Origin of the sequence: Streptantibioticus parmotrematis, assembly GCF_019890615.1 — a bacterium.
GTDB lineage: Bacteria > Actinomycetota > Actinomycetes > Streptomycetales > Streptomycetaceae > Streptantibioticus_D > Streptantibioticus_D parmotrematis.
Map to the genome: position 1 here is coordinate 132,680 of NZ_JAINVZ010000009.1, position 25,750 is coordinate 158,429.

At 74.3% G+C, this 25,750-nt stretch carries 23 protein-coding genes; 16 read left to right on the top strand and 7 right to left on the bottom strand.

The features are described 5' to 3' along the window. Window positions 1–39 precede the first annotated feature (39 nt). The gene (locus K7472_RS15465) at window positions 40–1,428 is read left to right on the top strand and encodes a cysteine desulfurase/sulfurtransferase TusA family protein (RefSeq protein ID WP_222978289.1); all 1,389 of its coding nucleotides are present in this window, start codon (window positions 40–42) and stop codon (window positions 1,426–1,428) included. 67 nt (window positions 1,429–1,495) lie between these two features. On the opposite strand, the gene K7472_RS15470 is transcribed toward K7472_RS15465, so the two are convergent. Next, window positions 1,496–2,470, bottom strand: a complete 975-nt coding sequence (locus K7472_RS15470; RefSeq protein ID WP_222978291.1) for a carbohydrate kinase family protein — start codon at window positions 2,468–2,470, stop codon at window positions 1,496–1,498. A gap of 278 nt (window positions 2,471–2,748) precedes the next feature. On the opposite strand from K7472_RS15470, the gene K7472_RS15475 reads away from it, so the two are divergent. Continuing rightward, the gene (locus K7472_RS15475) at window positions 2,749–3,027 is read left to right on the top strand and encodes a hypothetical protein (RefSeq protein ID WP_222978530.1); all 279 of its coding nucleotides are present in this window, start codon (window positions 2,749–2,751) and stop codon (window positions 3,025–3,027) included. A gap of 168 nt (window positions 3,028–3,195) precedes the next feature. After that, window positions 3,196–4,779 (top strand): hypothetical protein, encoded by a 1,584-nt coding sequence (locus K7472_RS15480; protein ID WP_222978298.1) that lies wholly within the window; start codon window positions 3,196–3,198, stop codon window positions 4,777–4,779. Window positions 4,780–4,879: 100 nt separating this feature from the next. Here the strand turns inward: K7472_RS15480 and K7472_RS15485 are convergent, their stop codons facing one another. Continuing rightward, on the bottom strand, window positions 4,880–5,245 hold the full coding sequence (locus tag K7472_RS15485; RefSeq protein ID WP_109453012.1) for a HesB/IscA family protein: 366 nt from the start codon (window positions 5,243–5,245) through the stop codon (window positions 4,880–4,882). A 360-nt stretch (window positions 5,246–5,605) separates the two neighbouring features. On the opposite strand from K7472_RS15485, the gene nadA reads away from it, so the two are divergent. Continuing rightward, entirely contained in the window at window positions 5,606–6,778 is a 1,173-nt protein-coding gene (gene nadA / locus K7472_RS15490) for a quinolinate synthase NadA (RefSeq protein ID WP_222978301.1), read from the top strand. A gap of 87 nt (window positions 6,779–6,865) precedes the next feature. Beyond that, on the top strand, window positions 6,866–7,744 hold the full coding sequence (locus K7472_RS15495) for a GNAT family N-acetyltransferase (RefSeq protein WP_222978302.1): 879 nt from the start codon (window positions 6,866–6,868) through the stop codon (window positions 7,742–7,744). Window positions 7,745–7,765: 21 nt separating this feature from the next. Here the strand turns inward: K7472_RS15495 and K7472_RS15500 are convergent, their stop codons facing one another. The 4 genes from K7472_RS15500 to K7472_RS15515 all read right to left on the bottom strand — a co-directional run bounded on the left by K7472_RS15500 (window position 7,766) and on the right by K7472_RS15515 (window position 10,973). After that, window positions 7,766–8,470, bottom strand: a complete 705-nt coding sequence (locus tag K7472_RS15500) for a response regulator (RefSeq protein WP_222978305.1) — start codon at window positions 8,468–8,470, stop codon at window positions 7,766–7,768. After that, the gene (locus K7472_RS15505) at window positions 8,467–9,714 is read right to left on the bottom strand and encodes a sensor histidine kinase (RefSeq protein WP_222978307.1); all 1,248 of its coding nucleotides are present in this window, start codon (window positions 9,712–9,714) and stop codon (window positions 8,467–8,469) included. The genes K7472_RS15500 and K7472_RS15505 overlap by 4 nt, the downstream gene beginning before the upstream one ends. A 115-nt stretch (window positions 9,715–9,829) precedes the next feature. Next, window positions 9,830–10,108 (bottom strand): PspA-associated protein PspAA, encoded by a 279-nt coding sequence (gene pspAA / locus K7472_RS15510; protein ID WP_222978309.1) that lies wholly within the window; start codon window positions 10,106–10,108, stop codon window positions 9,830–9,832. A gap of 61 nt (window positions 10,109–10,169) precedes the next feature. Continuing rightward, complete coding sequence (locus K7472_RS15515) at window positions 10,170–10,973, bottom strand: PspA/IM30 family protein (protein WP_222978311.1); 804 nt, start codon at window positions 10,971–10,973, stop codon at window positions 10,170–10,172. Window positions 10,974–11,300: 327 nt separating this feature from the next. Between K7472_RS15515 and K7472_RS15520 the strand changes: the two genes are divergently transcribed. From K7472_RS15520 to K7472_RS15530, 3 genes are all read left to right on the top strand, one after another. Next, window positions 11,301–11,894 (top strand): DUF3043 domain-containing protein, encoded by a 594-nt coding sequence (locus tag K7472_RS15520; RefSeq protein ID WP_222978313.1) that lies wholly within the window; start codon window positions 11,301–11,303, stop codon window positions 11,892–11,894. A gap of 95 nt (window positions 11,895–11,989) precedes the next feature. Then, complete coding sequence (locus tag K7472_RS15525; RefSeq protein ID WP_222978513.1) at window positions 11,990–12,742, top strand: class I SAM-dependent methyltransferase; 753 nt, start codon at window positions 11,990–11,992, stop codon at window positions 12,740–12,742. 71 nt (window positions 12,743–12,813) lie between these two features. Next, the gene (locus K7472_RS15530) at window positions 12,814–13,923 is read left to right on the top strand and encodes a S1C family serine protease (protein WP_222978314.1); all 1,110 of its coding nucleotides are present in this window, start codon (window positions 12,814–12,816) and stop codon (window positions 13,921–13,923) included. Window positions 13,924–14,076: 153 nt separating this feature from the next. Here the strand turns inward: K7472_RS15530 and K7472_RS15535 are convergent, their stop codons facing one another. Further along, complete coding sequence (locus K7472_RS15535; protein ID WP_222978316.1) at window positions 14,077–14,283, bottom strand: hypothetical protein; 207 nt, start codon at window positions 14,281–14,283, stop codon at window positions 14,077–14,079. 173 nt (window positions 14,284–14,456) lie between these two features. On the opposite strand from K7472_RS15535, the gene K7472_RS15540 reads away from it, so the two are divergent. From K7472_RS15540 to sucB, 8 genes are all read left to right on the top strand, one after another. After that, window positions 14,457–15,662 (top strand): bifunctional adenosylcobinamide kinase/adenosylcobinamide-phosphate guanylyltransferase, encoded by a 1,206-nt coding sequence (locus K7472_RS15540; RefSeq protein ID WP_222978318.1) that lies wholly within the window; start codon window positions 14,457–14,459, stop codon window positions 15,660–15,662. A 79-nt stretch (window positions 15,663–15,741) separates the two neighbouring features. Further along, complete coding sequence (gene cobT, locus K7472_RS15545; protein WP_222978320.1) at window positions 15,742–16,794, top strand: nicotinate-nucleotide--dimethylbenzimidazole phosphoribosyltransferase; 1,053 nt, start codon at window positions 15,742–15,744, stop codon at window positions 16,792–16,794. A gap of 101 nt (window positions 16,795–16,895) precedes the next feature. Beyond that, window positions 16,896–18,749, top strand: coding sequence for a phosphatidylglycerol lysyltransferase domain-containing protein (locus tag K7472_RS15550; RefSeq protein WP_222978322.1), 1,854 nt, complete (start codon window positions 16,896–16,898; stop codon window positions 18,747–18,749). Beyond that, complete coding sequence (locus K7472_RS15555) at window positions 18,746–19,468, top strand: hypothetical protein (protein WP_308013929.1); 723 nt, start codon at window positions 18,746–18,748, stop codon at window positions 19,466–19,468. Before K7472_RS15550 ends, K7472_RS15555 begins: the two co-directional genes overlap by 4 nt. Before the next feature lie 86 nt (window positions 19,469–19,554). Then, window positions 19,555–20,394, top strand: coding sequence for an adenosylcobinamide-GDP ribazoletransferase (locus tag K7472_RS15560; protein ID WP_222978328.1), 840 nt, complete (start codon window positions 19,555–19,557; stop codon window positions 20,392–20,394). Window positions 20,395–20,582: 188 nt separating this feature from the next. Next, window positions 20,583–22,106, top strand: a complete 1,524-nt coding sequence (locus K7472_RS15565) for a leucyl aminopeptidase (protein WP_222978329.1) — start codon at window positions 20,583–20,585, stop codon at window positions 22,104–22,106. 343 nt (window positions 22,107–22,449) lie between these two features. Then, the gene (gene lpdA / locus K7472_RS15570) at window positions 22,450–23,838 is read left to right on the top strand and encodes a dihydrolipoyl dehydrogenase (RefSeq protein WP_222978330.1); all 1,389 of its coding nucleotides are present in this window, start codon (window positions 22,450–22,452) and stop codon (window positions 23,836–23,838) included. 51 nt (window positions 23,839–23,889) lie between these two features. Next, window positions 23,890–25,716 (top strand): 2-oxoglutarate dehydrogenase, E2 component, dihydrolipoamide succinyltransferase, encoded by a 1,827-nt coding sequence (gene sucB, locus K7472_RS15575; RefSeq protein WP_222978331.1) that lies wholly within the window; start codon window positions 23,890–23,892, stop codon window positions 25,714–25,716. Window positions 25,717–25,750 lie beyond the last annotated feature (34 nt).

Consider the following 25,750-nt stretch of genomic DNA (forward strand, 5'->3'; position numbering starts at 1 on the left):
TTTGACGAGGGGTGGAAACCCGCCGGATAGCGTGCACGGGTGCCGTACTTCGACGCCGCTTCGACCGCCCCCCTCCATCCTGTCGCGCGACAGGCGTTGCTGTCCGCGCTGGACGACGGATGGGCCGACCCCGCCCGCCTGTACCGCGAGGGCCGCCGCGCCCGGGTGTTGCTCGACGCCGCGCGGGAGGCGGCCGCCGAGGCGGTCGGCTGCCGCCCGGACGAACTGAGTTTCACCCCTTCGGGTACCCACGCCGTCCACTCGGCGGTGGCCGGTGCGCTGGCCGGGCGGCGCCGGACGGGTCGTCATCTCGTCACCTCGGCGGTCGAACACTCCTGCGTGCTGCACGCGGCCGAGACGCACCGGGCGGCCGGGGGCACGGTCACCGAGGTGGGCGTCGACCGGGCGGGGAGGGTGACGGCCGAGGCGTACCGGGCGGCCCTGCGGCCCGACACCGCGCTGGCGTGCCTCCAGTCGGCCAACCACGAAGTCGGCACCACCCAGCCGGTCGAGGAGGTGGCGGCCGACTGCGCGCGGGCGGGCGTGCCGCTGCTGGTGGACGCCGCGCAGTCACTGGGCTGGGGCGCGGTGGACGGCGGCTGGTCGCTGCTCGCCTCGAGCGCCCACAAATGGGGCGGACCGCCCGGAGTCGGACTGCTCGTGGTCAGGAAGGGTGTCCGGTTCGCGCCCCAGGGCCCGTCCGACGAGCGGGAACGCGGCCGTGCCCCGGGCTTCGAGAACCTCCCCGCGATCGTGGCGGCGGCGGCCTCGCTGCGCGCGGTGCGTGCCGAGGCGGCGGCGGAACGGGCCCGGCTGAGCGCGCTCGTGGACCGGATCAGGGAGCGGGTGCCGATGCTGCTGGACGACGTGGAGGTGGTCGGCGACCCGGTGCGCCGCCTGCCCCACCTGGTCACGTTCTCCTGCCTGTACGTGGACGGGGAGGCGCTGCTGGGCGAGTTGGACCGGTTGGGGTTCGCCGTGTCGTCCGGATCGTCCTGTACGTCCAGCACTCTGACGCCCAGCCACGTGCTGCGGGCGATGGGCGTGCTGTCGGAGGGGAACGTCCGCGTGTCGCTGCCGCGTGGCACGACCGAGGGGGACGTGGAGGAGTTCCTGCGGGTGCTGCCCGAGGTCGTCACCCGGGTGCGCGGCTCGCTGGACGTGCCGGCCGCGCCGGTGCGCGAGGAACCCACCCTCGATGAGGCCGGTCTCGTGGTGGACGCGCTGGGCCGCCGCTGCCCGATCCCGGTCATCGAACTGGCCAAGGTCATCGGTGACGTGCCGGTCGGCGCGACGGTCACCGTGCTGTCGGACGACGAGGCGGCCCGGCTCGACATCCCCGCGTGGTGCGGGATGCGCGGGCAGGAGTACGTCGGCGAGCGGGAGGCCGCGCGCGGTGTGGCCTACGTGGTGCGGCGGCTGTCGTAGCGGTACCGGACACGGCCGCCCGGGGCGCCGCGCGGGCCCGGGCGGCCGTGTCCCGGCGCGAGGGGGGTTACGACAGGTGGACGCGGACCTCGCCGGCCGCGTCGTCGCCGTAGGTCTTGGCGAAGCGGTCCATGAAGTTGTTGCGGCGCAGCTGGTACTCCTGGGTGCCGACGGTCTCGATGACCAGCGTCGCCAGCATGCAGCCGACCTGCGCGGCCCGCTCGTGGCCGACGCCCCACGCCAGGCCGGACAGGAAGCCCGCCCGGAAGGCGTCGCCGACGCCGGTGGGGTCGGCCTTGCGCTCCTCCTCCGGGCAGCCGACCTCGATGGCCGGCTCGCCGACCCGCTCGATGCGCACGCCGCGCGAGCCGAGGGTGGTGACCCGGGTGCCGACCTTGGCGAGGATCTCCTCGTCGGTCCAGCCGGTCTTGGACTCGATGAGGCCCTTCTCGTACTCGTTGGAGAACAGGTAGGCCGCGTCCTCCAGCAGTATCCGGATGTTGTCGCCGTCCATCCGGGCGATCTGCTGGGAGAAGTCCGCCGCGAACGGGAGGGAGCGCGAGCGGCACTCCTCGGTGTGGCGCAGCATCGCCTCCGGGTCGTCGGCGCCGATCAGCACCAGGTCGAGCCCGCCGACCCGCTGGGCGACCGCCTGGAGTTCGATGAGCCGGGCCTCGCTCATCGCACCGGTGTAGAAGGAGCCGATCTGGTTGTGGTCGGCGTCCGTGGTGCACACGAAGCGGGCGGTGTGCAGGACCTCGGAGATGCGCACCGACGAGGTGTCGACGCCGTGCCGGTCGAGCCAGGCGCGGTACTCGTCGAAGTCGGCTCCGGCCGCGCCCACCAGCAGCGGCCGCACCCCCAGCTGGCCCATGCCGAAGCAGATGTTGGCGGCGACGCCGCCCCGGCGCACGTCGAGGTTGTCGACGAGGAAGGAGAGCGAGACGGTGTGCAACTGGTCGGCGACCAGCTGGTCGGCGAAACGACCGGGGAAGGTCATCAGGTGGTCGGTGGCGATGGAGCCGGTGACAGCGATACGCACGAGGAGTCTGCTTCCTACGGGGTCGATGGCGGTTCGGTGGCGCTGGCTGGTCCGGTACCGGGTACCGCTACCGGACCAGCCCACGCTACCCGCCCGGCCGCGCGGCACGACACAGTGGAGCGCGCCATCCCGCCGCCGTCCGCCGCACGGCGGGGGCGGCCGGGGCGCGACACCGCGAAATTACCGGAACGTACAGGTATCACCCGGCGCGGCGGGTGCCTAGAGTCGGCAGTGTCAGGGTCCGCCGTACGGGCCCGCACGCCCGACCGGGAGCGATGATGAACACCTCAGACCGAGGGTCCGAGCACCCGCAGTCCCGCCCGCCGTCCGCCGCCGAGCCGCCGGAGTTCCCCGACTTCCCCGGCTACCCCGGTCACGACGGCACGGGTTCCGGCTCGGCGGGGGACCTGCTGGGCGACTGCCGCCGGATCGCGCCGCGTTGGGCCACGCCGCGCGCGCACCCGCACGAGCCCGTGCCGCCCTCCCGCATCCACGGCACGACGGTGCCCGAGGCGTCCCGCCACGCGGTCGCCGGAATGCCCGACTACGGCGGCTGATCCCGGCCGGATTCCCGCCCCTCCGCCCCCGGCGCACGACGCCGGGGGCGTTGCCGTTCCACGCCCCCGGCGCGCCGGTGCGGAACCGCAATGCGCCGCGTTCCGTCCAAACCGCGTCAGCATCGGTTCGGACATCGACCGGACGAACGCCGGGCAAGGGAGCGGATCGTGGACGGCGAACGCGAGCGGGCGGCTGAGGACATGGCGCGCGACGAGCGGGGCGGCGGAGTGCCGCCGCGCCGCCGGCGCCGGGCGGCTCTGACGGTGGCGCTGGTGACCGGGGTGGTCCTGGCGGGCGGTGGCGGCTACTGGGCGGCGGCCTCGTCGCACGGCCCGGCCCGCCCGGCCGCGGGACCCACGCCCCGCACCGGCCCCGCGTCCGCCACCGGCGCCGCGGGCTCCGACGGGCAGGGCGACGGCGCCCCGGCGGCGCAGGCCTACCGGCTCACCGGCCGCCTGCCCGCGGGTCCCGCCTCGGCGCACGTCTACCGGCCGGGCGGCGCGGTCTCCCGCGACCAGGTGACGCGGCTGGCGGCGGCGCTGGGCGTGCCGGGCACGGTGACGGCGGCGGACGGCCTGTGGAAGGCGGGCTCCAGCGGTGCGGGGCCGACCCTCCAGGTGGCGCAGGACTCCCCCGGCGGCTGGGCGTTCGCGCGGGCGGGCGCGGGCACCGGCTGCGCGGCGGCCCGGCGCACCGTCTCCGGCGCCGGGGTCTGCTACGGCGCCTCGGGCACCGGCGGGACCTCCGCGCCGGGCGGTCCTGCGGTCGCGCAGGACGTGGCGCGGCGGGACGCGGCCCCGGTGCTGGCGGCGCTGGGGCTCGGCGGGGCGCGGGTGGACGCCTCCGGGACCTCGGCGGCCTCCGGCGGGCTGCGCACGGTGACGGCCGATCCGGTGGTCGGCGGGCTGCCCACGTACGGGTGGCGCACGACGCTGGTGATCGGTCCTGACGGCCGGGTGGTGAGCGGTTCGGGGCGGCTGGCGCCGTTGACGCGGGGGGCCGCGTACCCGGTGACGAGCGCGGCGGTCGCGCTGGACCAGTTGCGGCGCGCGGCGGCGGCGTCCGGGCCCGGGTTGTGCGGCCGGGAGCACCCGGGCGGCGGTACGGGCACGGCGCGCTCCGGGGCGGCGCCGGGGCCGGTCGACCCGGGTGGCCCCCTGCTGCACTCGTCCACGCCGCCCGCCCGGGGCACGGCGTCCACGGCGCCGGTCCGGGGCAGCGCGCCCTGTCTCGCCTCCACGCCGCCGCTGCTGGTGCGCGGCGCGGTCTTCGGCCTGTCGGCGCGGTTCGCCTCCGGGAGCCCCGGGGCCGAGGAGCTGGTGCCGTCGTGGCTGTTCCAGGTGGCCGCGTCCGGGTCGGCGCCGGTGAGCACGGTCGCGCAGTCCGCGCTGGCGCAGGGCGGGGGCACGCCGCCGCCGGCGCCGGGCCCGTCGGCCTCGTCCAGCCCGTCGCCGGGCCCCAGCGCCCCGGCGGCGTCCGGCACGGGGGCGCCGGTGACCTCGTACACCACGGACGGGCGGGCGCTGGTGCTGCGCTTCTGGGGCGGGCTGTGCGCGGACTACGCCGGGAAGGTGACCGGGCAGAGCGGCAGCGCGGTGCGCGTGGCGGTCACGGCGACGCCGAAGCAGCCGCACCGGGTCTGCCCGATGCTGGCCCGGTCGATGAGCGTACGGGTGACCCTCGCCAGGCCGCTGGGTTCCCGCGCCGTCTACGACTCCTCGGACGGCCGCGCGGTGGCCGCCGCCCGCTGACACGACCCGGCGGAAACGCCCGTGGCGGCGCGCCCCGGTGATCCGGGACGCGCCGCCACGGGGCTGACGCGCTGGGGCCCGCCGTGGCGGGCCCTCGGGCTCAGTGGAAGGAGTCGCCGCAGGCGCAGGAGCCGGTGGCGTTCGGGTTGTCGATGGTGAAGCCCTGCTTCTCGATGGTGTCGACGAAGTCGATGGAGGCGCCGCCCAGGTAGGGGGCGCTCATCCGGTCGGTGACGACCTTGACGCCGCCGAAGTCCTTGACGACGTCGCCGTCGAGCGAGCGCTCGTCGAAGAAGAGCTGGTAGCGCAGACCGGAGCAGCCACCGGGCTGCACGGCGACACGCAGCGCGAGGTCGTCGCGGCCTTCCTGGTCGAGCAGCGACTTGACCTTGGACGCGGCGGCGTCGGACAGGATGATGCCGTCGCTCGCGGTCGTGTTCGCGTTGGTCTCGTCCTGAACCGTCATCTGCTTCACTCCCGGTGGTTTCGCGCTTCGGGTCTGCGCTGGACTTCTGCCTTGTGCCGCCGACTGAAAACCGTCGGCGCCCCGGAGATATTCCCGGGCCGGGCGGCGGGCCTGGTCCGGCTTATCCGCTTCCGTCTGACGTTCATGCTCGCACACCCGGCGCGCTACGGTCACGCGCCCGCCGCCGGGCCGGGCCGGGTCACCGGGCGACGTGCCGCCCACCGGCGGCGGCCCGGCCCCCGGGGGCAGCGGGATGCGTCACATCGACACGATGGCCATCGTCAATCTGACGCGAACGGGCTATCATGAATAACGTCAATTAGACGAGAAGTGTGTGCAGAGAGAAAGGGCGCAACGCCCGTGACCACCACAGAACCGCTGGACGTACAGCCCACGCCGCTCGCTCTGCTGCTCCTCGGTCGCGAGGCCGACCCGCGCAGCGAGCGGGGGGTGGAGTGCCCCGGCGACCTGCCCGCGCCCTCCGACCCCGACCTGGTGGAACGGGCCCGCAAGGCCAAGGCGCGGCTCGGCGACCGGGTCTTCGTCCTCGGTCACCACTACCAGCGCGACGAGGTCATCGAGTTCGCCGACGTGACCGGTGACTCCTTCAAGCTGGCCCGGGACGCGGCGGCCCGGCCGCAGGCGGAGTACATCGTCTTCTGCGGTGTGCACTTCATGGCGGAGAGCGCCGACATCCTCACCGGCGACGACCAGCAGGTGATCCTGCCGGACCTGGCCGCGGGCTGCTCGATGGCCGACATGGCCACCGCCGAGCAGGTCGCCGAGTGCTGGGACGTGCTGACCGACGCGGGGATCGCGGACGTGACGGTGCCCGTCTCGTACATGAACTCCTCCGCCGACATCAAGGCGTTCACCGGGCGCCACGGCGGCACCATCTGCACCTCCAGCAACGCCAAGCGCGCCCTGGAGTGGGCCTTCGAGCAGGGGACGAAGGTGCTGTTCCTGCCGGATCAGCACCTCGGGCGCAACACCGCGGTGCGCGACATGGGCTTCTCGCTCGACGACTGCGTGGTCTACAACCCGCACAAGCCGGGCGGCGGCGTGACACCCGAGCAGCTGCGGGCGGCGCGGATGATCCTGTGGCGCGGCCACTGCTCGGTGCACGGCCGCTTCTCGCTGGAGTCGGTGGAGGACGTGCGCGCCCGCATACCCGGCGTCAACGTGCTGGTGCACCCCGAGTGCAAGCACGAGGTGGTCGCCGCCGCCGACCAGGTCGGGTCGACGGAGTACATCATCAAGGCGCTGGACGCCGCGCCCGCCGGTTCCGCCTGGGCGATCGGCACCGAGCTGAACCTGGTGCGCCGCCTGGCCAAGGCCCACCCCGACAAGCAGATCGTCTTCCTCGACAAGACCGTCTGCTTCTGCTCGACCATGAACCGCATCGACCTGCCGCACCTGGTCTGGGCGCTGGAGTCGCTCGCCGACGGCACGGTGGTCAACCGCATCGAGGTCGACAAGGAGACCGAGCACTACGCGAAGCTGGCGCTGGAACGCATGCTGGCGCTCCCGTAGCCCAACACCCTCGGGCCTGCTGCCCGTCGGCCTCCGCGACGCCCCCGGCATGGTGCCGGGGGCGTCGTGCGCGGCAGGATGTGCGGCATGCTGCTGCGCCCGCTCCGCGACACCCTCGACGACGCGAAGGCCGTGACGCAGGTCGCCGACGAGGCGTTCGCCGCGTCGCGCGCCGACCGCGGCCGACCGCCGCGTACCGTCTCCGAGCGGGAGCGGGCGATGGGCCGGGCGCTGTTCCGGCACCTGGCCCGCACGGACGGCGGCGGGTGCTGGACCGCCTGGGACGACGAGGGGACGCCGGTCGGCGCGGTGCTGTCCACCCGGCGCGAGGGCACCTGGGCGCTGTCCCTGATCGCGGTCGTGCCCCGGCTCCAACGGCAGGGCGTGGCACGGGAGTTGCTGGCCGCGGCGATGACGTACGGGCGGTCCTGCCTGCGCGGCATGATCTGCGCCCCGTCGGATCCGCGTCCCGCGGCGATGTACCGCGCGGCGGGCTTCACGCTGCACCCGACGATGCGGCTGTCGGGCCCGGTCGACCGCGACCGGCTGCCCGCCCCGGACGGCCCGGTGCACGAGGGGACGGTCAAGCACCGCGATCTGATGGACTCGGTCGACCGGCGGCTGCGCGGCGGCGCGCACGGACCGGACCACGACGAACTGCTGCGCCACCACGGCCTGTTGGTCGTCGACGACCTGGCCGGCAGCGGCTACGTCTACCTGCACGAGTCCGGCACCGTCGAGTTGCTGGCCGCGACCTCGCGGCGGCTGGCGAGCAGGCTGCTGACGGCGGCGCTGCTGGCCGTGCCGCGCGGGACCGACGCGCGGGTCGGCTTCCTGACGGCGGATCAGCAGTGGGCGGTGGACGTCGGGCTGGCCGCGGGACTGACACCGGCCAACTCCGGCTATCTGTGCCTGCGCGGCATGCGCCCGCCGGCCCCGTACGTCCCGTCCGGCACTTTCCTGTGAGCCGGGTCCCTCCGGGAGTCCTCAGCCCGGCCGGACCAGCCCCGTCTCGTAGGCGATGACCACCAGTTGGGCGCGGTCGCGGGCGTGCAGCTTGGCCATGGCGCGGTTGACGTGGGTCTTGACGGTGAGCGGGCTGACGCCGAGGCGGTCGGCGATCTCCTCGTTGGACAGCCCCGCCGCCACCTCGCCCAGCACCTCCCGCTCGCGCGAGGTCAGCACGTCGAGCCGGGCCGCGGCCAGCGGATCGGGGCCCGCGCCGGTGCCGAGGAACCGGGTGATCAGGGACTTGGTGGCGGCCGGTGACAGCAGCGCCTCACCGGCGGCCACCGTGCGGATCGCGTCCAGCAGCGCGCCCGGCTCGGCGCCCTTGCCGAGGAACCCGGCGGCCCCGGCGCGCAGCGCCTCGATGACGTACTCGTCCGCCTCGAAGGTGGTCAGGATCAGCACGTGGGTGCCGGACAGGTCCGGGTCGGCGGTGATCTCGCGGGTCGCGGCGAGGCCGTCGGTGCCCGGCATGCGGATGTCCATCAGCACCACGTCGGCCCGCTCCCGCCGGGCCACCGCGACCGCCTCGGCACCGTCGGACGCCTCGCCCACCACCGCCATGTCCGGCTCGGACTCCACCAGCACCCGGAACGCGCTGCGCAGCAGGGCCTGGTCGTCGGCGAGCACCACCCGGACCGGATAGCCCCCGGTGTCCCGCTCCCCCGTGCCGTCCCCGTTCACGCCGTCTCCTCCTCGCGTCCGGCAGCCGCGTACCCGGCCGACGGCAAGCGTACGAAGACCCGGAAGCCGCCTTCGGCGCGGGGCCCGGCGTGGCAGATGCCGCCCAGCGCCGCGGCCCGCTCCCGCATGCCCATCAGCCCGTGCCCGCCGCCCGCCGGTACCGCGTCGGCGGTGCGGCCCTCGCCGGTGCCGTCGTCCTCGACGGTGACCTCCAGGCCCGTCGCGTCGCGCACGATGCGCACCTCGGCCCGCGCCCCGGCCCCGGCGTGCTTGTGGACGTTGGTCAGCGACTCCTGGATCACCCGGTACGCGGTCAGGTCGACGGTGGCGGGCAGCACGCCGGCGCCGCTCTCGTCGCGCACCACCTCGACCGCGAGTCCGGCGTGGGTGAAGCCCTCGACGAGGTGGTCGAGGTCGGCGAGCTTGGGCGCCGGTTCCATCGGCGCCTCCGGGTCGCCCGCCTGACGCAGCAGGCCGACGGTGGCGCGCAGTTCGTCCAGGGCCGAGCGGCTGGCCTCCCGGACGTGGGCGAGGGCCTGGCGGGCCTGGTCGGGACGGCGTTCCATGACGTGGGCGGCGACCCCGGCCTGCACGTTGACCAGCGCGATGTGGTGCGCGACGACGTCGTGCAGTTCGCGGGCGATGCGCATGCGCTCCTCGGCGACCCGGCGCCTGGCCTCCTCCTCCCGGGTGCGCTCGGCCCGCACCGCGCGTTCCTCCACGGCGGCCACGTACGCCCGGCGGCTGCGCACCGCGTCACCGCAGGCGGCGGCCAGCCCGGTCCAGGCGAGGACGGCCAGGTGCTCCTGGGCGTACCAGGGCCCGGAGCCGTACCCCATGGTGACCGCGGTCAGCCCGGCGCAGGTCAGCACACCCACCCGCCAGGTCGTCGGCCGGTCGGTGTACGCGGCGAGGGTGAACAGCGCCAGCACCGCGGTCGCCACGACCGGCACCGACCGGGCACCGCTGTCGTGGATGGTGGCGGCCACCGTCAGCGCGCAGGTGACGGCGAGCACCGCGCGCGGCGCCCGTCTGCGGGCCACCAGCGCGGCGCAGGCGGTCACCGCCAGCGCGACGTTGACGGCGGTCGGCCGGAAGGCGTCACTGGCGGGTCCCAGCGCGCCGCTGAGCAGGATCGACACCAGGACGACCGCGGCGATCGCACAGTCCACGGCGAGCGGGGGCACCCGCGGCGCCAGCCTCGGTCCGGCAAGAGGGTTCACGCCACGACACGGTACGGGCATTCCGCCCCGGACAGCGCCGAACCCCGCCTCCCGGTGCGGGGGGCGGGGTTCGCGGGCCGTTGCGCGAGCGATGGACGCGGTGCGCGGTGGTGCCGTGCCTGCGGGCGACTTCAGGTCAGCCGGGGATCAGGCCGTCGTCCCTGAGCATCGCCTTGACCTCCTCCAGGGAGGCCTCGTGGGACGGCAGGATCAGCTCGGACGGCTCCAGGGAGTCGTCCGGCAGCGGCTCGCCCAGCTCGCGCACGGCGTCGAGCAGCACGCCGAGCGTGGTCCTGAAGGCCGCCTCGTCGCTGGCGTGTATGGCGGCGAGCAACTCGTCGTCCAGCTCGTTCAGCCGGGGCAGCTGGCTGTCCGCCAGTCTGACCTGCCCCTCCCCCATGATCCGTACGATCATGACGGTGGTCTCCCTTCGGGGTGCGAAGCGCGGATGTGAGCGGTCTCGTGCGGCGACCGGGTCAGCTCTTGTCGAAACGCGGCTGGTCCTGCGACTGCTGCTGGGACTGACCGTTCGCGCCCGCCTGGCCGCCCTCGATGGCCTGCCGCGAGTCGCCGCTGCCGCCCGCGAGCTCCGCCTTCATCCGCTCCAGCTCCAGTTCGACGTCGGAGCCGCCGGACACCCGGTCCAGCTCGGCCCCGATGTCGTCCTTGGCGAGCCCGCTCGGGTCGTCGAGCGCGCCGGAGGCGAGCAGCTCGTCGATCGCGCCGGCCCGGGCCTGCATCTGCTGGGTCTTGTCCTCGGCCCGCTGGATCGCGAGGCCGACGTCGCCCATCTCCTCGGAGATACCGGAGAAGGCCTCGCCGATCTTGGTCTGCGCCTGGGCGGCGGTGTAGGTGGCCTTGATGGTCTCCTTCTTGGTGCGGAAGGCGTCCACCTTGGCCTGGAGGCGCTGGGCCGCCAGGGTGAGCTTCTCCTCCTCGCCCTGGAGGGTCTGGTGCTGGGTCTCCAGGTCCGTGACCTGCTGCTGGAGCGCGGCACGGCGGGACAGCGCCTCACGGGCCAGGTCCTCACGGCCCAGCGACAGCGCCTTGCGGCCCTGGTCCTCCAGCTTGGCCGACTGCTGCTGCAGCCCGCTCAGCTGGAGCTCCAGCCGCTTGCGGGACGTCGCCACGTCGGCGACCCCGCGTCGCACCTTCTGCAGCAGTTCCAGCTGCTTCTGGTACGAGTAGTCGAGCGTCTCGCGCGGGTCCTCGGCCCTGTCCAGGGCCTTGTTGGCCTTCGCGCGGAAGATCATCCCCATCCGCTTCATGACACCGCTCATGGGCCTCGCGCGCCCCCTTCATCGACTTGCTCCGGCACCTGACGTTGACCCCTACAGTACGGGCCCAGGTTCCATTACCGCACTGTCCGGCGGCGGATGCGCTCATCCTGAGGGACGATCACGGCGGCGCGGGCTCCCGCCCAGGGAGTAGGTGATCGCCGGAGCCGCGCGACGGACCGGGCGGTTCCCCCTCTTCCACGGTACGGCGGCACGACCCCGGCGGGGGCCTCGCCAGGGGCGCCCGGGAGCCCGTCCCGCGTACCGGCCTCATAACGGCCTGCCGCCTCGGTGCCGGGTCCGCCGCCGCAGCACGTACCCTTGGGCCTTGTGTTCCGACGTCGTACCCAGGATGAGCAGCCCGCGGCCCGCACGGTGACCGTGGAGCGCGACCGCGCCCGTGACCCCCAGGCCCCCAAGGGCCGGCCCACGCCGAAGCGCAACGAGGCCCAGACCCAGCGCCGGGCCCAGGCCACCGTGCCGCGGGACCGCAAGACGGCGGCCAAGCAGGCCCGGGAGGCGCGCCGGGTCGACATGGCCAAGCAGCGCGAGGCGCTGGCCAGCGGCGACGAGCGGTACCTGCCGCCGCGGGACAAGGGTCCGGTGCGCAAGCTGAGCCGGAACTTCGTCGACTCCCGCCGCCACGTCGCGGAGCTGTTCCTGCCGCTCGCGGTGATCATCCTGGTGCTCAGCATGATCCCGAACATGCGCTTCAAGGACATCTCCCTCGTCCTGTGGCTGCTGCTGATCGTGCTGATCATCGGCCAGTCCTTCTTCACCGCGATGCGGCTGAAGAAGGCGCTGCGCGAGCGGCTGCCGAACGAGAACCACCGCGGCGCGGTCGCCTACGGGCTGATGCGCACTCTCCAGATGCGCCGGATGCGGCTGCCGAAGCCGCAGGTCAAGCGCGGGGAGAAGGTTTGACGGCGGTCTCCGGCGAGACGGTCGGGAGCCGAACGGCGACCACCGTCCCCGGTTTCGCCGGTGCGGCGGCGGCCTGGCTCGCGAAGCTCGGCGGCCTGCGCGACACGGTCCGCCAGGAACTCGTGGCCCGCCAGGTCGACGAGCAGATCGCGGCGCGCTTCCCCGTGGGCCGCAGGCTGCGGGTGCTGGACGTCGGCCTCGGCCAGGGCACCCAGGCGCTGCGGCTGGCCCGCGGCGGCCACCAGGTCACCGGTCTGGAGAGCGACCCGGCGATGCTGGCCGCGGCGCGCGAGGAGCTGTCCGCCGAGCCCGAGGGCATACGCGAGCGGGTCCGCCTGATCGAGGGCGACGGGCGGGAGACCGGCCGCCACTTCGAGCCCGGCAGCTTCGACGTGGTGCTCTGCCACGGGGTGCTGATGTACGTGTCCGATCCCGACGCGCTGCTGGCCGGGCTGGCCAGAGTGCTGGCGCCGGGCGGACTGCTGTCGCTGCTGGTGCGCAACGCGGACGCGCTGGCGATGCGGCCGGGGCTGGCCGGCGACTTCGGCCGGGCCCTCGACGCGTTCGACACCGACGCGTACACCAACCGGCTGGGGCTGCGCGCCCGCGCCGACCACCGTGAGGTGCTCGCCGAGACGCTGACCGCGATCGGCACCCCGCTGCACGCCTGGTACGGGGTGCGGGTCTTCACCGACACGGCGGCCGACGACACGCCGGTGCCGGACGAGGCGGGGGCGCTGGAGCGGCTGCTGTCCGCGGAGGACCGCGCCGGGCGCACCGACCCGTACCGCGCGGTGGCGGCGCTGACGCACCTGTTCGGGGTGCGCGGGGCGGGTCAGCAGGCCTGAGTCGGCCGACACGCCCGGGGATCACGGTACGGGTCCTTCCCGCACTCCCCCACAAAAGGGACACTCCGGGCATGGACGGAACACGTAACCGCAGATTCCGGGCCGGGCCGCTGCTGCCGGCCGTCGTCACCGTGTGCGCGGGGGCGCTGCTGGCCGGCTGCTCGGGCTCCGCTTCCAAGGACTCCCCCTCGCCCGCGCCGAGTTCGACGACCGTGACGACCGGCGCCGCGCCCTCGGTGAGCAACCAGCTCCAGGACGACTACGAGCAGGTGGTCAAGAACGTCCTGCCCTCGGTCGTGCAGATCACCACCGACTCGGGCCTGGGCTCGGGCATCGTCTACGACACCAAGGGCGACATCGTCACCAACGCGCACGTGGTGGGCGACTCCACGACCTTCAAGGTCACCCTGGCCACCGGCAAGTCGTCCCTGGACGCCTCCCTGGTGGGCACCTACTCGGCCGACGACCTGGCGGTCATCCGGCTCAAGAACCCGCCGGACCACCTCAAGCCGGCCTCCTTCGGCGACTCCTCGAAGGTCGCGGTCGGCCAGATCACGCTGGCCATGGGCAACCCGCTCGGCCTGTCCAGCAGCGTGACGGAGGGCATCGTCTCGGCGGTCGGCCGCACCGTCAACGAGGGCGGCAGCGGCAACAACGGTGGTGGCGGGGGCGGCGCCACGATCTCCGACATGGTGCAGACCTCGGCGTCGATCAACCCGGGCAACAGCGGCGGCGCGCTGGTCAACCTCTCCAGCCAGGTCATCGGCATCCCCACGCTCGCCGCGACCGACCCCGACCTCGGCAACAGCGCGGCGCCGGGCATCGGCTTCGCCATCCCGGTCTCCACGGTCACCGACATCGCGGGCCAGCTCATCCAGAACGGCAAGGTGACCTCGTCCAACCGGGCGGCGCTCGGGGTGACCGTGCGGACCGTGCTGGGCAGCGACTTCCAGCCGACCGGCGTCGCGGTGGTCGCGGTGACACCCGGTCAGGCGGCGGCCGAGGCGGGCCTGAAGCCGGGCGACATCATCACGAAGCTCGACGGCACCGACGTGACCGACACCGCGTCGCTGTCCACCGCGCTGGCCTCGTTCAAGCCGGGCGACAAGACCACGGTGACGTACGAGCGCGACGGCTCGACGAAGACCGCGAACGTGACGCTGAGCCAGTTGCAGGGCTGAGCCGGGACGTTCGCGCGGGGACCGGCCGTGCTCGCGCGGGCATCCGCTGTGTTCGCCTGGGAATCGGCCGTGTTCGCGCGGGCCGTACGGGGCCGCCCCGGGCGACCCGCGCGAACACTCCGTCAAGCCACCGGCGTCAGGCCACCGGCGCGGTCACTCCGCCGCGCTCAGGCCCATCGGCCCGTAGATCCGCGTGTCGTCCTCGAAGAGCGTCACCTGCTCGACGCCGCCCTCCTGCAACTGCCGCCACACCTCGCCGATCCACGACTCCGCGTCGCCCTGCGTGGTGAACTCCTCGGGCTCCACCGCGGGGGCGGTCTCCGTGCCGTCGGCCTTCTCGAAACGCCACGTCCATGCCATGCCGAAGCCCCTTACGTCGTCTGGTCGGCGCCGCTCGCCGCGTGCCCGCCGGGTGAGGGCCGCCTGGCTGCCGTGCGCAGGCTACCGGGCCGCGGGCAGGCGCTCACGCGGATCATTTCCCGGCCAGCGGGGCGGTACACGCGAGGCCGCGGGCGGTAGGCCACGATGTGCTCATGGAGATCACCCTGCTCGGCACCGGCGCGCCGCAGGGCCTGCCGCGCCCCGGCTGCCCCTGCGCGGCCTGTGCCGCCGCGGTCGGGCCCGCGGCTCGCGGCCAGACCTCGTTGCTGGTCGACGGGACGCTGCTGATCGACCTCACCCCGGGCCTGGCGCTGGCCGCCGCCCGGGCGGGGCGTTCGCTGAGCGGGGTGCGGCAGGTGCTGCTGTCGCACCCGCAGGCCGGTCCCGCCGTCGACCTGCCGCCGGGGTTGCCCGCGCCGGGCCGGGTGCCGGACGGCGAACGGCTGGCGCTGCTGACCGGCCACAAGGTGCGGGCGGTGGCGGCCGACTCCCCCGGCACCGGCTACGAGGTCACCGGCCCGGCCGGGGACCGGCTGCTGTACCTGCCCGCGGGCTGCGGCCCGGCGGGGCTGAACGGTTCGGGCGAGCGCGCGGTCCCCTACGACATGGTGCTGCTCGACGTGGTGGGACGGCCGGACGCGCTGGCGAGGCTGCGGGCGGCGGGCGCGGTCGGCCCGACCACCGACGTGATCGCGGTCCACCTGGGCCACGAGGCGCCCGGCGCGCCGGAGACCACGCGCAGGCTCGCGGCGGCCGGGGCGCGCGCGGTGCCGGACGGCCGGTCGCTGACCGTGGGCGCGTACGAGGCGGTGCCGGACGTGCCGCGGCGCACGCTGGTGCTCGGCGGGGCCCGCTCGGGCAAGTCGGTGGAGGCGGAACGACGGCTCGCCTCGTTCCCCGGCGTGGTCTACGTGGCGACCTCCGGCAGCCGGGGCGACGACGAGGAGTGGGCGCACCGGGTGCGCACGCACCGCGAGCGGCGCCCGGCGAGCTGGCGGACGGAGGAGACCCGCGACCTGGTGCCGTTGCTCGCGGCGGACGGTCCGCCGCTGCTCATCGACTGCCTGGCGCTGTGGCTGACGCACGCGATGGACGAGGTGGACGCCTGGGACGACGAGGCGTGGGGACACGGCGGCAGACGTCGACTGACCTCGCGGGTGGAGGAGTTGACGACTGCGTGGCGGGCGACCGGGCGCACGGTGGTCGCCGTCAGCAACGAGGTCGGCTCGGGCGTGGTCCCGGCGACCGCCTCGGGGCGCCGCTTCCGCGACGAACTCGGCTCGCTCAACGCGGCGTTGGCGGCCGAGTCCGACCACGTCCTGCTGGTCGTGGCCGGGCTCGCGGTGCCGCTGCGCTGAGGCGGCGGCGACCGGGCCGGGAAAGCGGGACCGTCCGGGGCGTCCCGTGCGCGGCGGCGCACCGGTAGGGTTCGGACACGTGACCGGTGTTGACCTTGATGAGTTCGCTGCCCTGATCGACCGCCCGGACCCGGGACTGCGCCACGACGCGAAGGAGCGTCGCAAGCGCACCGCGGCCCCCGCCGGGACCCTCGGCAGGCTGGAGGAGCTGGGCGACTGGCTGGCCTCGGTGCAGGGGCAGGTGCCGGTGCGGCCGCTGGAGCGGGCCCGGGTGGTGCTGTTCGCGGGCGACCACGGCATCGCGGAGCGGAACGTCTCGCGGCGCCCGGCCGGCTCGGCGGCCGACCTGGTCCGCTCGGTCCTGGCCGGCGCCGGCCCGGTCAACGTGCTGGCCCAGCAGTTCGGCGCGGGCATCCGCATCGTCGACATGTCGCTGGACTGCGACCCGTCGGAGCTTCCGCAGGACGTCGTACGGCACCGGGTGCGGCGCGGCTCGGGGCTGATCGACGTGGAGGACGCGCTGAGCGCCGAGGAGGCCGAGCGGGCCTTCCTGGCCGGGATGGCCGTCGCGGACGAGGAGGCGGACTCCGGGACCGACCTGGTGCTGCTCGGCGACCTCAGCGTGGGCGGCACGACGCCGGCCGGGGTGCTGATCGCGGCGCTGTGCGGCACGGACGCCTCCGTGGTGACCGGGCGCGGCTCCGGGATCGACGACCTGGCGTGGATGCGCAAGTGCGCGGCGATCCGTGACGGACTGCGGCGGGCCCGGCCGGTGATGGGCGACCAGCTGGCGCTGCTGGCCGCGGTCGGGGGTGCCGACCTGGCGGCGGCGACCGGGTTCCTGCTGCGGTGCGCGGTGCGCAAGCTGCCGGTCGTGCTGGACGGCGTGGTCTCGGCGGCGTGCGCGCTGGTCGCGCAGCGGGTGGCGTTCCGGGCGCCGGACTGGTGGCTCGCGGGGCAGACGGCGGGCGAGCCGGGGCAGGTCAAGGCGCTGGACCGGCTGTCGATGGAACCGCTGCTCGACCACGGGGTCCGGATGGGCGAGGCGACCGGCGCACTGCTGGCGCTGCCGCTGCTGAAGGCGGCGGCAGCGCTGTCGGCCCAGCTGCCGGAGCTCGCGGAGCCGTCCTGACCTGCGGCGGTCCGCCCACACGGCAGGCATGCGATCAGACCGTCTTACAAATCACCCGATATCAAGTGAAACGCCTGATTCACACCATATGATCGCGTTTCATGGGACCGCTGGGACCGCTGGGACCGCCCGCACCGCCCGCCGCGCGCCGTGACGACGTACGCCCTGACGAGGCCTGCCCTGACGGCGCGAGCCGCGCGGACGTCGTGCGGCGCGGCGGTGCCGCGTTCGCCGTCGCGTACCTGCGGGCGGCCGCCTTCCTCAACCTGCTGGCGGGCGTGTGGGCGTCGTTCGGCCAGAGCGTGCGGCGGCACGACGCCGAGGTGCTCTACACCCCGTACCTGCTGACCGCGGGCTTCGCCTCCGGGCTGTTCGCCGCCTTCCTCGCGGTCACCATGCGGCGCGGCAAGCGGGCCGCGTGGATCCTCAACGTGTCGCTCAGCGGTGTCTTCGTGCTGGCGCTCGGGCTCGCGATGGCCTTCCCCGAGGTGCGCGGGCACCCGCAGAACTGGGTCTCCCTCGCCGTCTCCGCGCTCTTCCTGCTGGCGCTGCTCGCCGGCCGCGACGCCTTCCGCGCCCGGGGCGACCGCTCCAACCCGGCGCTGGCCTGCGGCGTCGCGCTGGCCGGGACCGCGGTGTGCGTGGCGGTCGGCACGGCACTGGTCACCGCCACCGGCGCCGCGCGAGGGGCGACGCTCGACGACCGGGTGGCCTACACCCTGATGCGCGTCATCTCGCTGTCCTCCGGCGAGGGCAGTTCGCCCGGCGTCACAACCCCCGGCTGGGTGAATGTCGTCATCAATGGCATGAGCGCGTTGCTGTTCCTCCTGGTGCTGTACGCGGCGTTCCGCGCGCCGCGCGGCAGGGAGCTGCTCGGGCCGCGGGACGAGACGGCGCTGCGGGCACTGCTGGAGCGGCACGGCGGGCGCGATTCGCTGGGGTACTTCGCGCTGCGGCGCGACAAGAGCGTCATGTGGTCCCCGACCGCCAAGGCGGCCATCGCGTACCGCGTGGTCGGCGGGGTCACTCTGGCCTCCGGTGATCCGATCGGGGACCCTGAGGCGTGGCCGGGCGCGATCGAGCCGTGGCTTCGGGAGGCTCGCGAGCACGGCTGGACTCCGGCCGTGATGGGGGCGAGCGAGGAGGGGGGAACGATCTACGCGCGACACGGTCTGGACGCGTTGGAGATCGGGGACGAGGCGGTCGTGGAGACCGCCGCGTTCCACTTGGACGGCCGGGCGATGCGCACCGTACGCCAGGCGTACCACCGGGTGCGCAGGTCCGGGTACACCGTCACGATCCGGCGTCACGAGGACATCACCGAGGACGAGATGGCGGCCGTGCTGGAGCGGGCCGACCGCTGGCGCGGCGGGGAGGGCGAACGCGGCTTCTCCATGGCGCTCGGGCGGCTGGGCGACCCGGCGGACGGCCGCTGCGTGCTGGTCGAGTGCCGGGACGCGCACGGCGCGCCGCGGGCGCTGCTGAGTTTCGTGCCGTGGGGCGAGGACGGCCTCTCGCTCGACCTGATGCGGCGGGAGCGGGCCTGCGACAACGGCCTGATCGAGTTCGCCGTCATCGAACTGGTCCTGCGCTCGGGCGAGTTGGGCGTGGCGAGGCTCTCGCTGAACTTCGCCATGTTCCGCTCGGTCTTCGAGCGCGGGGCGCGGCTGGGGGCGGGGCCGGTGCTGCGGCTGTGGCGCTCGCTGCTGACGTTCTTCTCCCGCTGGTGGCAGATCGAGTCGCTCTACCGCGCCAACGCCAAGTACCGGCCCGCGTGGCAGCCGCGCTACCTGTGCTTCCGCAAGACCAGCGACCTGCCGCGGATCGGCCTGGCCGGAGCGCGCGCCGAGGGGTTCCTCGCCACGCCCCGGCTGCCGGTGCCGCTGCGCCGCGCGGGCCGTCCCGGCGCCCGGGACCGTGACGGCGGCGCGTCGCTCCCCGTCGGCGTCCGGTGAGCGGCCCTGGCCTGCGGACGCGACTGCTTCGGGTCGCGTTCCGCGAGTACGGCGCGCTCGTGGCCGACCTGCGCATCGCGCTGCTGCGCGACCGCTGGCGCGCGATCCCGCTGACGCTGGTGTGCGTGACCCTCATCGCGGTGCTCCAGGCGGTCCAGCACACCGCCTGGGGTGACGCGCTGGTCAACCGCGCCGGGGTGGTCAGTGCCTCGCTGCTGTGGTGGAAGGCGCTGTTGCGGACACCGTTGTCACTGTTCGTCCCGGCGCTCGACCTGCCGGTGTGGGGAGCGCTCGCCCAGGTGCTGCTGGTCTTCGGCATCGCCGAGATCACCCTGGGCCGGGTGCGCACGCTCACCGTCGCGTACGTCTCGACGCTCGCCGGGACGCTGTACGCGCGCTGGGGCGTCGCGCGGGGGCCGCACGCGGTACTGGGGCTGGCGCCGATCGACGCGTTCATCCGGGACACCGGGCCCTCGGCCGCGGTCGTGGCGCTGGCGGTCTGCGTCGCCTGGCGGTACCGGGCGTGGTGGACGGCGGCGCTGGTGGCCGGCTCGATGGCGCTGGAGGCACTGCTGTGGCCGAACCTCGCGGGCTGGGAGCACCTGGCCGCGATCCTCGCCGCGTGCTGCCTGTGCCTGCTGGACGACGCGGTCCGGCGCCACCGCAAGCGCAGGACCGGCCACCGGGTGCGGCACCTGGCGCCGCGGACGCGCTTCTAGCGCCGGCGGCCCGGCCGTTGCCCGCCTCCGGCGCGCCGCGGCCGGGGGCGTGCCCTCGGCGCTGCGGTACCGTTCGGCCGCCGCCCATGACCGCCGTACGTGAGGACCCCCGCGTGGAACCGCCCGCCGCGACCGCCGACGTCCCGCCCCGGGCCACCGCCGCCGAGGGGCTGCGGTTCGCGTTCGGGACGCTGACCGTGCTGCCGGTGCGGGTGGAGCGCTGGGACCGGGCCGCCGGAGCCGCCGGGATGCTGTGCGCCCCGGCGGCGGGCGCGGTGGTGGGGGTGGCCGCCGGAGCACTGGGCGCGGTGGTGGCGTGGCTCGGCGGCGGGCCGCTGCTGGCGTCGGTGGCGACCGTCGCGGTGCCGGCCGCCCTCACCCGCGGTCTGCACCTGGACGGACTCGCCGACACCGCCGACGGCCTCGGCAGCGGCAAACCGGCCGAGGACGCGCTGCGCGTCATGAAGCAGTCGGACATCGGCCCTTTCGGGGTGCTGACGCTGGTCCTCGCGCTGCTCGCGCAGGTCGCCGCGCTCACCGACGGCTACGCGCGCGGGTGGACGCACGGCGTCCTGGCCGCCGTGGTCGCGGCGCTCACCGGGCGGGCCGCGATGACGCTGGCCTGCCGCCGCGGGGTGCCGCCCGCACGCCGCGACGGGCTGGGCGCGGTGGTCGCCGACGCGGTGCCCCGGAACGCCGCCGCGACGGTGACCGCGCTGGTCGTCGTGGTCGCCGGTGCGCTGGGCGCGACCCTCTCGCCGGGCGCGGCCGTCCACCAGGCGGTGGCCGTGCTGCTGGGCCTGACGGCGGCTCACCTGCTGTGCCGCCGCTGCGTGTCCAGGCTGGGCGGGGTCACCGGTGACGTGTTCGGCGCGTTGTGCGAAACGGCGGTCACCGCGGCCCTGCTGGCGCTCGCGCTGGGCTGAGCGCGTACCCGTACCGGCGGCCACCGGTGCGCTCCCCGGGTGGCGGTCGGGCGTAGGCTCGCAGGCGGACAACAGGGGGCGTGGCGGTGCCGCCGCACCGCGGGCCATACGATGCAGCGGGCGCGGGCGGCCCACCCATCGGCCCGACGAGCGCAACAGGACCTCGACGGAAGAGGAACTCCGTAACCGTGACTGCACTGACTCTCAGCACTTCCTCCGCCGCATCGTTGCGCGCGGACGCCGTCGTGGTCGGCGTGGCAAAGGGCCCCAAGGGCCTCGTTGTCGCGTCCGGCGCGGAGGCGGTTGACCAGGCCTTCGACGGCAAGCTGGCCGCCACCCTGGAGACCCTCGGCGCCGCGGGCGGTGAGGGCGAGGTGACCAAGCTGCCGGCACCGGCCGGTGTGAAGGCCGCGGTCGTGCTGGCGGTCGGCCTGGGCGAGGCCCCGGCGGACGGCGGCGGCCACGCCGCCGAGACGCTGCGCCGGGCCGCCGGTGTCGCGGCGCGCACCCTGGCCGGCGCCAAGAAGGCCGCGTTCGCGCTGCCGGTCTCCGGCGCGCAGGACACCGAGGCGGTGGCGACCGGCGCGCTGCTGGGCGCTTACGTCTTCACCTCGTACCGCGGCGGCAAGGAGAAGGCGTCCGGCGCCGTCAAGGAGCCGCTGGCCGAGATCGCGGTGCTCGGCGGCAAGCCGCGCGACAAGGCGTTCAAGGCGGCGGCGGAGCGCGCGGTCACGGTGGCCGAGGAGGTCAACCGGGCCCGCGACCTGATCAACATCCCGTCCAACGACCTGTTCCCGAAGTCCTTCGCGGAGACCGTCCAGGCCGCCGCCAAGGAGCACGGCCTGAAGGTCGAGGTGCTGGACGAGAAGGCGCTGACCAAGGGCGGCTACGGCGGCATCATGGGCGTCGGCCAGGGCTCGGCCAACCCGCCGCGCCTGGTGAAGGTCGCCTACACGGCCGGCCGCAACAAGCCGCATCTGGCCTTCATCGGCAAGGGCATCACCTACGACTCGGGCGGCATCTCGCTCAAGCCGGCCGGTCACAACGAGACCATGAAGTGCGACATGTCCGGTGCCGCCGCGGTCTTCGCCGCCGTGGTCGCCGCCGCCCGCCTGGGCCTGGACGCCAACGTCACCGGCTGGCTCGCGCTCGCCGAGAACATGCCGTCGGGCACCGCCACCCGCCCCGGCGACGTGCTGCGCATGTACTCCGGCAAGACCGTCGAGGTGCTCAACACCGACGCCGAGGGCCGCCTGGTGCTGGCCGACGCGATCACCCGGGCCGGCGAGGAGAAGCCGGACGCCATCATCGACGTCGCCACGCTGACCGGTGCGATGGTGCTGGCGCTGGGCGACCGCACGTTCGGCGTCATGGCCAACGACGACGCCTTCCGCACCGCGATCCACGAGGCCGCGGGCGAGGTCGGCGAGGCGTCCTGGCCGATGCCGCTCCCGGCGGAGCTGCGCAAGGGCCTGGACTCGCCGATCGCCGACATGGCGAACATGGGCGAGCGGATGGGCGGCGGCCTGACCGCCGGCATCTTCCTGAAGGAGTTCGTGGCCGAGGGCATCACCTGGGCCCACCTGGACATCGCGGGCCCGGCCTTCCACGAGGGCGCTCCTTACGGCTACACCCCCAAGGGCGGCACCGGCAGCTCGGTGCGCACCCTGGTCCGGCTGGCGGAGCTGGCCGCCGCGGGCGAGCTGTTCTGAGTCACCCCGCACGTCGCGAACGGCCCCGGGCGGACCACCGCCCGGGGCCGTCCCGCGTTCCCGGGCCCGCCCGGCCCGGAGGCGTCTCGCGGCTCGCACGGTGTGACGAATTTCGCCCTTGACGAAATTCCCATGAGCTACCCACGAGTAGCCCCCGGGAATCCCCGCCGCCACGTCTCACACACCGGCCCCGCGTCCCGGCAGCCGTCAACAAGTGCGAAGATGTTGTACCGGCACGACAGGGCCCCCTTTTTGAACAAACGTTTGAACAAAGCGGCCGAACCTAAAGCCGCCGCCCGGTTACGGAACCGGCTCCGGCGTATCCATGCATGGAGGACGTGACGTGGCGAACGACGCCAGCACCGTTTTCGACCTAGTGATCCTCGGCGGTGGCAGCGGCGGCTACGCCGCGGCCCTGCGCGCGGCTCAGCTGGGCCTGGACGTCGCCCTGATCGAGAAGGACAAGCTCGGCGGCACCTGTCTGCACCGCGGCTGCATCCCCACGAAGGCTCTGCTGCACGCGGGCGAGATCGCCGACCAGGCCCGCGAGGGCTCCCAGTTCGGCGTCAAGTCCTCCTTCGAGGGCATCGACATCGCCGGGGTGCACAAGTACAAGGACGACGTGATCTCGGGCCTGTACAAGGGCCTGCAGGGTCTGGTGGCCAGCCGCAAGGTCACCTACGTCACCGGCGAGGGCCGGCTGTCCTCCCCCACCACCGTCGACGTGAACGGCGAGCGCTACACCGGCCGCCACGTCCTGCTGGCGACCGGCTCGGTGCCCAAGTCGCTGCCGGGCCTGACCATCGACGGCGACCGCGTCATCTCCTCGGACCACGCGCTGGTCCTGGACCGCGTGCCGAAGTCCGCGGTGGTCCTGGGCGGCGGCGTCATCGGCGTCGAGTTCGCCTCCGCGTGGAAGTCCTTCGGCACCGACGTCACCATCGTCGAGGCCCTGCCGCACCTCGTGCCGGTCGAGGACGAGAACAGCTCCAAGCTGCTGGAGCGCGCCTTCCGCAAGCGCGGCATCGCCTTCTCCCTCGGCTCCCGCTTCTCCGGTGTCGAGTACACCGCGGACGGCGTGAAGGTCTCGCTGGAGAACGGCAAGACCTTCGAGGCCGAGCTGCTGCTCGTCGCCGTCGGCCGCGGCCCGGTCTCGCAGGGCCTGGGCTACGAGGAGGCCGGCGTCGCGATGGACCGCGGCTACGTGCTGGTCGACGAGTACATGCAGACCAACGTGCCGACCGTTTCGGCCGTCGGTGACCTGGTCCCCACCCTCCAGCTCGCGCACGTCGGCTTCGCGGAGGGCATCCTGGTGGCGGAGCGCCTCGCGGGCCTCAAGCCCGTGCCGATCGACTACGACGGCGTGCCCCGGGTGACGTACTGCCACCCCGAGGTCGCCTCGGTCGGTATCTCCGAGGCCAAGGCCAAGGAGATCTACGGCGCGGACAAGGTCGTCACCCTCAAGTACAACCTCGGTGGCAACGGCAAGAGCAAGATCCTCAAGACCGCGGGCGAGATCAAGCTCGTCCAGGTCCGCGACGGTGCCGTCGTCGGCGTCCACATGGTCGGTGACCGGATGGGCGAGCAGGTCGGCGAAGCCCAGCTGATCTACAACTGGGAGGCGCTGCCCGCCGAGGTCGCGCAGCTCATCCACGCGCACCCGACGCAGAACGAGGCGCTCGGCGAGGCCCACCTGGCCCTCGCGGGCAAGCCGCTGCACTCGCACGACTGACCCCTCAGACACGCCCGTAATCCGCAAAGATCGTTAGGAGCAACCGAAACCATGGCGGTTTCCGTAACCCTGCCGGCGCTCGGCGAGAGCGTGTCCGAGGGCACCGTCACCCGCTGGCTCAAGGCCGAGGGTGAGCGCGTCGAGGCCGACGAGCCGCTGCTCGAGGTCTCCACCGACAAGGTCGACACCGAGATCCCCTCGCCCGCGTCCGGCGTCCTGTCGTCCATCAAGGTGGCCGAGGACGAGACGGTCGAGGTCGGCGCCGAGCTGGCCGTCATCGACGACGGCAGCGGCGCCCCGGCCGCCGAGCCGGCCCCCGCCGCCGAGGCCCAGGCCGCACCGGCCGAGCCCGCACCGGCGCAGGCCGCGCCCGCCGCCGAGACCCCGGCTCCGGCCCAGGCCCAGGAGGCCCCGGCCGCCGAGGCCGCCCCCGCCGCCCCGTCCGGTGGCGCCGAGGGCACCGACGTCGTGCTGCCCGCGCTGGGCGAGTCGGTCACCGAGGGCACCGTGACCCGCTGGCTGAAGGCGGTCGGCGAGACCGTCGAGGCCGACGAGCCGCTGCTCGAGGTCTCCACCGACAAGGTCGACACCGAGATCCCGTCGCCCGCGGCGGGCACCCTGCTGGAGATCCTCGTCAACGAGGACGAGACCGCCGAGGTGGGCGCCAAGCTCGCCGTCATCGGCTCGGCCTCCGCCGCCCCGGCCCCGGCCGCCGCTGAGGCTCCGGCCGCCCCGGCCGCCGAGACCCCGGCCCCGGCTCCGGCTCAGGCCGAGGCGCCCGCTCCGGCCCAGGCGCCGGCTCCGGCCGCCCCGCAGGCCCCGGCCGCTCCGGCTCCCGCGCCCGCCCCGGCCGCGCCCGCCCCGCAGGCTCCGGCCACCCCGGCTCCGGCCGCTGCGGCCCCGGCGCCCGCCGCTCCGGCCCAGGCCCCGGCCGCCCCGGCCGCCGGTGGTGCCGACGCCAACGGCGCGTACGTCACACCGCTGGTGCGCAAGCTCGCCGCCGAGAACGGTGTCGACCTCGGTGCGGTCAAGGGCACCGGCGTCGGCGGCCGCGTCCGCAAGCAGGACGTCCTGGCCGCCGCCGAGGCCGCCAAGGCCGCGACCCCGGCGGCCTCCGCCGCCCCGGCCGCGTCCAAGGCCCCGGCCGCCACCTCCCCGCTGCGCGGGCAGACGGTGAAGATGACCCGCATCCGCAAGGTCATCGCCGAGAACATGATGAAGGCGCTGCACAGCCAGGCGCAGCTGTCCACCGTGGTCGAGGTCGACGTCACGAAGATCATGCGGCTGCGCGCCCGGGCCAAGGAGTCCTTCGCGGCCCGCGAGGGCGTCAAGCTCTCCCCGATGCCGTTCTTCGTCAAGGCCGCCGCCGAGGCGCTCAAGGCGCACCCCTCGGTCAACGCCAAGATCAACGACGACGGCACCGTGACCTACCACGACGTCGAGAACATCGGCATCGCGGTCGACTCGGAGCAGGGCCTGATGGTCCCGGTCATCAAGGGCGCGGGCGACCTCAACATCGCCGGTATCGCCAAGAAGACCGCCGAGCTGGCCGGCAAGGTCCGCAACAAGAAGATCAGCCCGGACGACCTGTCCGGCGGCACGTTCACGATCAGCAACACCGGTTCGCGCGGTGCGCTGTTCGACACGATCATCGTGAACTACCCGCAGGTCGCCGAGCTGGGCATCGGCGCCACCGTGCGCCGCCCGGTCGTCATCGACCACCCGGAGCTGGGCGAGACCATCGCGATCCGCGACGTGGCCTACCTGACCCTCTCCTACGACCACCAGCTGGTCGACGGCGCCGACGCCGCCCGTTACCTGGGCGACGTCAAGGCGCGCCTGGAGGCGGGCGAGTTCGAGGGCGACCTCGGCCTCTAAGCGGTCCGCTTCGTGCGCGGGCGTGGTCCCGGTG

Bases quoted from the DNA above. Each gene is read 5' to 3' on its own strand.
- K7472_RS15475 (WP_222978530.1), top strand. From the start codon at position 2,749: ATGAACACCTCAGACCGAGGGTCCGAGCACCCGCAGTCCCGCCCGCCG.
- K7472_RS15485 (WP_109453012.1), bottom strand. From the start codon at position 5,245: ATGACGGTTCAGGACGAGACCAACGCGAACACGACCGCGAGCGACGGC.
- K7472_RS15495 (WP_222978302.1), top strand. From the start codon at position 6,866: ATGCTGCTGCGCCCGCTCCGCGACACCCTCGACGACGCGAAGGCCGTG.
- K7472_RS15505 (WP_222978307.1), bottom strand. From the start codon at position 9,714: ATGCCCGTACCGTGTCGTGGCGTGAACCCTCTTGCCGGACCGAGGCTG.
- pspAA (WP_222978309.1), bottom strand. From the start codon at position 10,108: ATGATCGTACGGATCATGGGGGAGGGGCAGGTCAGACTGGCGGACAGC.
- K7472_RS15515 (WP_222978311.1), bottom strand. From the start codon at position 10,973: ATGAGCGGTGTCATGAAGCGGATGGGGATGATCTTCCGCGCGAAGGCC.
- K7472_RS15530 (WP_222978314.1), top strand. From the start codon at position 12,814: ATGGACGGAACACGTAACCGCAGATTCCGGGCCGGGCCGCTGCTGCCG.
- K7472_RS15535 (WP_222978316.1), bottom strand. From the start codon at position 14,283: ATGGCATGGACGTGGCGTTTCGAGAAGGCCGACGGCACGGAGACCGCC.
- K7472_RS15540 (WP_222978318.1), top strand. From the start codon at position 14,457: ATGGAGATCACCCTGCTCGGCACCGGCGCGCCGCAGGGCCTGCCGCGC.
- K7472_RS15550 (WP_222978322.1), top strand. From the start codon at position 16,896: ATGGGACCGCTGGGACCGCTGGGACCGCCCGCACCGCCCGCCGCGCGC.
- K7472_RS15560 (WP_222978328.1), top strand. From the start codon at position 19,555: ATGACCGCCGTACGTGAGGACCCCCGCGTGGAACCGCCCGCCGCGACC.
- sucB (WP_222978331.1), top strand. From the start codon at position 23,890: ATGGCGGTTTCCGTAACCCTGCCGGCGCTCGGCGAGAGCGTGTCCGAG.